This is a genomic window from Mesorhizobium sp. ORS 3428 (assembly GCF_001854785.1).
Classification (GTDB): Bacteria; Pseudomonadota; Alphaproteobacteria; order Rhizobiales; family Rhizobiaceae; genus Mesorhizobium.
The window spans coordinates 1-6670 of the sequence record NZ_MDFL01000030.1; the positions used below are offsets into that span (position 1 = coordinate 1).

Sequence of the window (6670 nt, forward strand, 5' to 3'; positions counted from 1 at the left end):
ACCGAAATCGACGGCGTCTTCGACGTCTTCTTCCGGCACCAGAAAATCCAAACCATCGACCTCAACACGATCCGCCGATAGCATGGGAAACTGTTCGCGATGTCTTCGCACACCTGTTCGCGATGTCCCCAGTCCATACAGGGGGGAGATCGGCAGCTTGGGCGGCCTACTCAATCCTGCAGCCTGGACAATTAGCGAAAGCTGCGGTGCAAGCTGATCTCCCCCCTTGTGGGGGAGATGTCCGGCAGGACAGAGGGGGGCGCGAAGGAACGCCAACCCCCGCATTTGAACGCTGCCTCCCGGAGGCTCCCCAATGACTGCCCCCGATCACATCATCGTCGGCAGCGGCATCAACGCCCTGGTCTGCGCGGCGATGCTCGGCGCGAAGGGCGCCAAGGTACTCGTGCTCGAGCGCAACGACCGCATCGGCGGCTGCATGCGCACCGAGGAGATCACGGCGCCCGGCTTCGTCCATGACGTAATGGCGACGACCTTCGTGCTTTTCATCACCTCGCCGGCCTATGCCGCGCTCGGCAAGGACCTTGCACGGCATGGCCTGGAGTTCTGCCACACCGCAACACCCACCGGTGTGCTTCGGCCCGACGGCAGCCATGCGGTGCTCACCACCGACCGTGCCGCCAATATCGCGGCGCTGAACGCAATTGCCTCCGGCGATGGCGACCGCCATGGCGGCGATGTCGGCGACATCGAGCGCAATGCCGGGCTGCTGTTCGGCCTGCTCGGCGGTTCGCTCTGGTCTTACCCGACGACGAAGCTGCTCGCCGGTGAGGCCTGGCGGCGCGGCCCGCGCAACCTCGCCGCTTTCATGGGCGAGGCGCTGGTACCGGCGCGCGGCTGGCTGGAGACCGCCTACAAATCGGAACCCGTGCGCGCGCTCTGGGCGCCCTGGGTGCTGCATGCCGGGCTTGGCCCGGAAGACGCCTTTTCCGGCCAGATCGCCAAGGTCATCGCCTTTGCGTTGGAAGCGGCCGGCGCGCCGATCGTCAAGGGCGGCGCGAAGAACCTGCTCGCCGCTTTCGAAGCGCTGATCAGGGAGCGCGGCGGCGAAATCCGCGTCAGTGCCGATGTCGCCTCGATCGTGGTGACCGGCGGCCGCGCCACCGGCGTGCGGCTGGCTTCCGGCGAAACGCTGACGGCGAAGAAGAGCGTCATCTGTTCGGTCACGCCGACTCAGCTCTACAGCCGCCTGCTCGGCAAGGATGCGCCGGCGGCGGCTACCGAAGCCACGCTGAAATATCGCTACGGCAAGGGCAATTTCCAGATCCACTACGCCCTGAACAAGCCGCCGGCCTGGCGCGGCGGCGAGGGCTTGGACAAGGTGGCGCTGCTGCATCTGACGCCGGGGCTCGACGGCGTCTCGAAAGCCTGCAACGAGGTCGTGCGCGGCCTGCTGCCGGAAGTGCCCACCATCTGTGTCGGCCAGCCGCATGCGCTCGACCCGTCGCGCTGTCCGGAAGGCAAGGCGATCCTGTGGCTGCAACTGCCGGAAGCGCCGCGCCACATCAAGGGCGACGCCGTCGGCAAGCTCGAGGCGCCCGCAGACGGGCGCTGGACCGAAGCGCTGCGCGAGGCCTATGCCGACCGCGTCGAGGCGATCCTCGCCAACCATATCGACGGCTTCCGCGGCAGCGTGATCGCGCGCCGCGCCTATTCGCCGGCCGATCTGGAGGCGATGAACATCAACCTGGTCGGCGGCGATCCCTATGGCGGCTCCTCCACCATCGACCAGTCCTTCCTGTGGCGGCCGTTCAAGGCAAGCCGCAACCACCAGACCGCTATCCAAGGCCTCTACCATATCGGCGCCTCGACGCACCCGGGCGCGGGGCTTGGCGGCGGCTCCGGCTTCCTGTTGGCGGGGAGGCTCTGATGGAACAGAAGGTTCCGGAAAAGCGGCAGCGCATCTCGACGCTCGGCGAGATCGGCCTGCAGCAATTCGCGCCCTATCTGATGAACCGCATCATGGGCCGCTACAACGCCACGCTGCGCGAGGATTTCCGCAAGCAAGGCCTGACCATCCCGCAGGTGCGCACGCTGGYCRTGCTCTCGGTCACCGACGGCGTCACTGTCAACGATCTCTCGGTCTACACCGTGATCGAGCAATCGACCTTGAGCCGGACGCTGGATGCGCTGGAGGGCCAAGGCCTGGTGCGGCGCGAGCAGGGCGTCACCGACAGCCGCTTCCGCCATGTGTTCCTGACCGATGACGGCCGCGCCCTTTTCACGCGCGCGTGGCCGGCCATGCATGACGCCTTCGAGGCCATGTTCGACGGCGTCGACGATGCCGAATATGCCGCGCTGATCGCGATACTGCAGAAGATGCTGAAGAATATCCGCAAGCACGACATTTGAATTGACGTACACGCCGCCCGCCAAGGGCGGCAACGGAAGGAGGCAGAAATGGCCGAACGGTCTTTTGCCAAGGAAGTCGAAAAGCTGAGGCTCGGCGCCGGTGAGGAGTTCGCGGGCGAGGGGATCCTCGCCATCACCAAGGCGCTGCTGCAATGCGGCGTCGGCTATGTCGGCGGCTACCAGGGCGCGCCGATCAGCCATCTGATGGACGTGCTCGCCGACGCGCAGGACATACTGGGCGAACTCGGGGTGCATTTCGAGGCGAGCGCCTCGGAGGCAACCGCCACCGCCATGCTTGCCGCATCAGTGCACTACCCGATCCGGGGCGCGGCCACCTTCAAGTCGACGGTCGGCACCAATGTCGCTTCCGATGCGCTCGCCAATCTGGCGTCGGGCGGCGTCACCGGCGGCGCGCTGATCATCGTCGGTGAGGATTACGGCGAGGGCTCCTCGATCATGCAGGAGCGCAGCCATGCCTTTGCCATGAAGAGCCAGGTCTGGCTGCTCGATCCGCGCCCGAACCTGCCTTCCATCGTCAAGGCGGTCGAGGACGGCTTCGAGCTGTCGGAAGCCTCCAACACACCGGTCATGCTGCAGGTGCGCATCCGATGCTGCCATGTCCACGGCCATTTCATCGCCAAGGACAACAAGCGCCCGCCGATGTCGGTAGCTGATGCGTTGTCGGCGCCGCRCCGCGACACCGGCCGCATCGTGCTGCCGCCCGCCTCCTTCCTGCATGAGAAGGAGAAGGTCGCCAAGCGCTGGCCGGCGGCGGTGGACTTCATCCGCAGCCGCAAGATCAACGAGTTCTTCGGCTCGGACCACGGCTCCGTYGGCATCGTCATGCAGGGCGGCATGTACAATTCCGTCATCCGCGCGCTGCAGCGTCTCGGCCTCGCCGACACCTATGGCGACACCGACTTGCCGCTCTATGTGCTCAACGCCGTCTATCCGCTGGTCGACGACGAGTTCCTCGCCTTCTGCGAAGGCAAGCAGGCAGTGCTGGTCGTCGAGGAAGGCCAGCCCAACTACATCGAGCAGGCCTTTGCCGCCATGTTGCACAAGGCCGGCCGCGGCACCAAGCTGGTCGGCAAGGAGCATCTGCCGATGGCCGGCGAATATACCGGACAGGTGATGCTCGACGGCATCGGCTCCTTCCTGCGGGCCAACGCCCCGCATCTGCTGCCGGGCGAGGTTCGCGCGCCGAACAAGCAGGGCGAGGGTGTCGACACCGCCGATCTCGTCAATGTCGTCCCGGGCCGGCCGCCCGGCTTCTGCGTCGGYTGCCCCGAGCGGCCGATCTTCGCTGCGACAAAGCTGGTCGAGCAGGAACTCGGCAACCACCATATCGCCTCCGACATCGGCTGCCATCTCTTCTCGATCATGCCGCCCTTCGAGCTCGGCGCCACCACCATGGGCTACGGGCTCGGGCCGGCCTCGGCTTCAGCCTTCAATTCGCCGGAAGCGAAGCGCCGCTCGATCTCCTTCGTTGGCGACGGCGGCTTCTGGCACAACGGCCTCACCTCCTCGGTCGGCAAWGCCGTCTTCAACAAGAATGACGGAGTCATCGTCATCGTCGACAATTACTACTCGGCCGCGACCGGCGGTCAGGACATCCTGTCCTCGCGCGCCTCGAACCGGACGAAGTCGACCAAGCATCCGATCACCGAGGCGGTGAAGGGCATGGGCGTCAAATGGCTGCGCCACATCGACCGCACCTACGATGTCGGCAAGATGCGCGACACGCTGCGCGAGGCGCTGACCACCGAAGAGAAGGGACCGAAGGTCATCGTCGCCTCCTCCGAATGCATGCTGAACCGCCAGCGCCGCGAGAAGCCATTGGTCGACAAGGCGATCAAGGGGGGCGAGCGCATCGTCAAGCCGAAATTCGGCGTCGACGAGGACATCTGCACCGGCGACCATGCCTGCATGCGGCTGTCGGGCTGCCCGTCGCTGTCGGTGAAGACGCTCGACGATCCGCTGCGCGATGATCCGGTCGCCAGCATCGACCAGAATTGCGTCGGCTGCGGCAATTGCGGCGAGGTGGCGGATGCGGCCGTGCTCTGCCCCTCCTTCTACCGCGCCGATGTCGTCCACAATCCCGGCCGCTGGGACCGTGTTTTGGAAAGCGCGCGCCGCGCCGTCATCGGCCTTTTGCAGCGGCGTCGCGAGAGCCGCCGGTTGATGTTCGCCGATGCTTGAGCAGGCTTCACCCTTGCGCCCGAAGGCGGGCGCCCATGACGACGAGCGCGTCATCAAGCTCGCCGTGCTCGCCGTCGGCGGCCAGGGCGGCGGCGTGCTCGCCGACTGGATCACCGACGTCGCCGAGCGCAACGGCTATATCGCGCAGTCGACCTCAGTCGCCGGCGTTGCGCAGCGCACCGGCGCCACGATCTACTACATCGAGATGGCCCGCGACACCGGCCGGCTGCCGGTCTTCGCGCTGTCGCCCTCTCAGGGCGACGTCGATATTTTGATCGCCGCCGAGCTGATGGAAGCCGGCCGCGCCATCATCCGCGGCTTCGTCACGCCGGAGCGCACGACGCTGATCGCCTCTTCGCACCGCATCGCCGCCGTCTCGGAAAAGATCGAGCCGGGCGACGGCCATGCTTCATCGGAAAAGGTGCACACGACGGCCGAAGCCGCGGCCAAGCGCTTCATCGCCTTCGACATGGAAAAGATCGCCGTCGAGAACGGCTCGGTGATCTCGGCGAGCCTGCTCGGCGCGCTGGCCGGTTCCGACACGCTGCCCTTCACCCGCGAAAGCTACGAGCAGGCGATCGGCGCCGGCGGCCGCGGCGTCAACGCAAGCCTTGCCGCCTTCGCCGCCGCCTATGATCGCGCGCGCGGCATCGCGGCCGCGCCGACCGGTGACAAGGCGGCGAAACCTGCAGCTCCCGAAGCCCGCCCGGCGAAGGTCCGGGGACCGGAAACCTTGCTGAAGGGCTGGCAGGACCTCGCCGCCCGCATCGCGTCACTGCCGGAGCCGGTGCGCGACATGGCCGAACGCGGCTTGAGGAAGGTCGTCGACTTCCAGGATATCGCCTATGGCGGCGAATATCTCGACCGGCTGGCAAAGGCGGTCGGGCTGGACGATACGGAGCGCGGCTACGGRCTGTCGATCGCGGCGGCGAAACATCTCGCCAACGCCATGTGCTACGACGACATGATCCGCGTCGCCGATCTGAAGACACGGTCGGCCCGCGACCAGCGCGTGCGCAGGGAGGTCGGCGTCAGGGAAGGCTCGGTCCTGCAGGTCACCGAATATTTCCATCCGCGCATCGAGGAGTTCTGCGGCACGCTGCCTGTCGGGCTTGGCAGCTACATCGAGAACCGGCCGAGGCTCGCCGCCTTCCTCGACCGCCGCATCAACCGCGGCCGCCACATCCGCACCGACAGTTTCACCGGCTTTGCCATGCTGTGGCTCATCGGCGGCCTGCGCCGCTGGCGCCGCCGCCTGCTGCGCCACAAGGTCGAGGTCGAGCATCTTGAGCGCTGGTATGAGCTGGCACTCGCCCATGCGCGAGAAGACTATGCGCTCGGGCTGGAAATCCTCAACTGCCGCCGGCTGATCAAGGGCTACAGCGACACCCATGCCCGCGCCCAGTCGAAATTCGATCGCGTGCTGTCGGCGCTTCCCATGCTCGAGGGCCGCGACGACGCCGCCGACTGGATCCGCCGCCTGCGCGAGGCGGCGTTGAAGGACGAAAAGGGCGACATGCTGGACGGCGCGCTGAAGACCGTGGCGACGCTCAACGAAAGCATCGCTCGCTAACGAAGATGTGATCTCTGCCGCTGCGACGGGCGTTCAGCCGGAATTCCGTTCAACCGTGATGGGGGTGATCACGGAGACAAACCTTATGCTCACAAGACACATTCTGCCCATCGCCTTGGCCGCCGGCACCTTGATGCTGTCCGGCGCCGGCTCGCAGGCCATGCCGCTTGTTAAGCCGAGTGCTGCGCCGTTGCCGATCGAACCCGTCGGCTGGCGCTGCGGTCCCGGCTGGCACATGAACCACTCGGGCAGATGCGTGCCRAACCGCCGCGTGATCATCCGGCCGGTGCGCCACTGGCACCCGGGCTTCTGGTATCACGGCCGCTGGCACCCAGGCTATTGGAGCTGGTGATCGCCCTTGGATCGTCTCGACGCCTGCCCCGGAAACGGTGCGGGCGTTTTGCTTAGGTTCTTGCACAAGAAGAAATCTCGAAACGTCGGCGGGACAGCGCCCCCCTCTGTCCTGCCGGTGGTGACGGCCGATCTCCCCCTTGTGGGCAGGGCTATCGCATATGGGTCAGGGCG

5 protein-coding genes are annotated in these 6670 nt (G+C 66.4%); all 5 read left to right on the forward strand.

What is annotated here, in order from left to right; genetic code table 11:
* Window positions 1–313: 313 nt before the first annotated feature.
* The 5 genes from ORS3428_RS05350 to ORS3428_RS05370 all read left to right on the forward strand — a co-directional run bounded on the left by ORS3428_RS05350 (window position 314) and on the right by ORS3428_RS05370 (window position 6497).
* Window positions 314–1888, forward strand: coding sequence for a phytoene desaturase family protein (locus ORS3428_RS05350; RefSeq protein WP_071095268.1), 1575 nt, complete (start codon window positions 314–316; stop codon window positions 1886–1888).
* A complete protein-coding gene (locus ORS3428_RS05355; RefSeq protein ID WP_071095269.1) occupies window positions 1888–2370 on the forward strand; it encodes a MarR family winged helix-turn-helix transcriptional regulator in 483 nt (160 codons plus the stop codon). The genes ORS3428_RS05350 and ORS3428_RS05355 overlap by 1 nt, the downstream gene beginning before the upstream one ends.
* 48 nt (window positions 2371–2418) lie before the next feature.
* On the forward strand, window positions 2419–4572 hold the full coding sequence (locus tag ORS3428_RS05360) for a thiamine pyrophosphate-dependent enzyme (protein WP_071095271.1): 2154 nt from the start codon (window positions 2419–2421) through the stop codon (window positions 4570–4572).
* The gene (locus ORS3428_RS05365; protein ID WP_071095273.1) at window positions 4565–6145 is read left to right on the forward strand and encodes an indolepyruvate oxidoreductase subunit beta family protein; all 1581 of its coding nucleotides are present in this window, start codon (window positions 4565–4567) and stop codon (window positions 6143–6145) included. Before ORS3428_RS05360 ends, ORS3428_RS05365 begins: the two co-directional genes overlap by 8 nt.
* A gap of 85 nt (window positions 6146–6230) precedes the next feature.
* Window positions 6231–6497 carry a GCG_CRPN prefix-to-repeats domain-containing protein gene (locus tag ORS3428_RS05370; RefSeq protein ID WP_071095275.1) on the forward strand — a complete coding sequence of 89 codons (267 nt, stop codon included), beginning with the start codon at window positions 6231–6233 and terminating at the stop codon, window positions 6495–6497.
* Window positions 6498–6670 lie beyond the last annotated feature (173 nt).

What these genes read in the sequence shown, in the direction of transcription:
- ORS3428_RS05350 (WP_071095268.1), top strand. Translation starts at nt 314, where the DNA reads ATGACTGCCCCCGATCACATCATCGTCGGCAGCGGCATCAACGCCCTG.